Below are 1,808 nucleotides of genomic sequence, written 5' to 3'. Positions count from 1 at the left end.
GTGGTCTCGGAGGACCAGCGGCTCATCGCCTATGTCGTGGGCAGCATCGATGGCCTGGCTGAGCAGCTCGGGGCTTCGCTGCCGGAGTACATGGTTCCGTCCGTCTTCATCGGGCTCGACGCCCTTCCGCTGACCGCGAACGGCAAGATCGACCGACGCGCCCTCCCCGACCCCGAGGGATCGGCGGAGGACACCTATGTGGCCCCCCGCACCCCCACCGAGGAACGCATCGCCGCAGTGTGGAGCGGTGTGCTGGGGCTGGAGAGGGTCGGGGTCGAGGACAACTTCTTCGATCTGGGCGGTCACTCGATCAAGGCCATCGCCCTGGTCGGTGCCCTGCGCGCCGAGGGCTTCGAAGCCGGGGTACGGGACGTCTTCCAGCACCGCACGGTCGCCGGACTCGCCACCGCGCTCACGGGAACGGAACCTGTCACCGAGTCCGCCGTCGTCGCACCGTTCGCGCTGATCGGGGACGAGGACAGGGCGAAGCTGCCCGCGGGCCTCGTGGACGCCTTCCCGCTGGCGCAGGTGCAGCTCGGCATGCTGGTCGAGATGCTCGCCGACGAAGGGCTGAACAAGTACCACAACACGACCGCGTTCCGAATCAAGGACGGCCGCCCGTTCGACGTCGACGCCCTGCGCCGCTCCGGGCAGGCCGTGGTGGAACGCCACGAGATGCTCCGCGCATCCTTCGACCTCGAAGGCTTCGCGGTGCCGCTCCAGCTCATCCACGCGAGCACCGTCATCCCGGTGACCGTGCAGGATCTGCGAGGACTCGACGCCGAACAGCAGGCGGCAGCGCGCCGGGCGCACATCACCGCCGAGCGGGCCGAGACGTTCGACCTGTCCCGCGCCCCGCTGCTCCGCATCTCCGCACTCGTCGAGTCCGACGAGGCCTGGTGGCTGTCGGTCAGTGTCTGCCACCCGATCACGGAGGGCTGGAGCCACCGCACCCTGCTCAGCGACATCGTCGAGGGCTACCTGCGGGTGCGCGGCGGCGAGGCCCTGCCCGAGGTGGCGGTCCCCGCCGTGCGGTACGCGGACTTCGTGGCCGCCGAGCTGGCGTCGCTGGACTCCGACGAGGACAGGAGCTACTGGCGGGACGTACTCGGCTCGCACGCCAAGTTCGAGCTGCCCTCCGGATGGGGCGACCACGAGCCGGGACATCGTGCGAACACCGTGCACGTGCCGCTCGGCGACCTCACCCCGGCGCTCCGAGCTGCCGCGAGCGGCACCGGAACGTCACTCAAGGCTGTGCTGCACGCGGCGCACCTGAAGGTGATGAGCCAGCTGACCGCCGAGGACTCCTTCTGTACCGGCCTGGTCTCCAGCGGGCGGCCCGAGGTCGTGGGCGCCGAACGGGTCTACGGCATGTACCTCAACACCGTGCCGTTCGCCTACGAGCGCGGCGCACGGACCTGGCGGGAGCTGATCCGCCAGGTCTTCGACCAGGAAGGCACGCTCTGGCCGCACCGGCGCTTCCCGATGCCGGTGATGCAGCGCGAACTGAGTGACGGCACGCGACTCCTCGACGTGCGCTTCAGCTATCTCGACCTGGCCGACGCCCAGGCGGAGACGGACGTCGTCGACACCGACTCCGGGGATGGCGAGGGTGCCACGGAGTTCGGTCTCGCCGTCGCCGCCCGAGGCAGCGGCCTGCTCCTCACGGTCAACCCCCACGTGCTCGGCACCGCCGGCGCACAGCGGATCGCGGCGATGTACCGGTCGGTGCTGGAGTCGATGGCCGCGGATGTGGAGGGTGACGCGCGTCAGGTGTTCCTGCCCGGTGGTGAGCGTGAGCAGGTGCT

General features: G+C 70.1%; 1 protein-coding gene. It reads left to right on the top strand.

The window, feature by feature from the left end:
* On the top strand, window positions 1–1,808 hold a 1,808-nt coding region (locus ABZS61_RS34765), incomplete at both ends, for a condensation domain-containing protein (protein WP_356430504.1).

Source organism: Streptomyces sp. NPDC005566 (assembly GCF_040605575.1).
Classification (GTDB): domain Bacteria; phylum Actinomycetota; class Actinomycetes; order Streptomycetales; family Streptomycetaceae; genus Streptomyces.
Note: the sequence above shows the minus strand (reverse complement) of the source record. Positions and strands in the feature narration are given on the sequence as shown.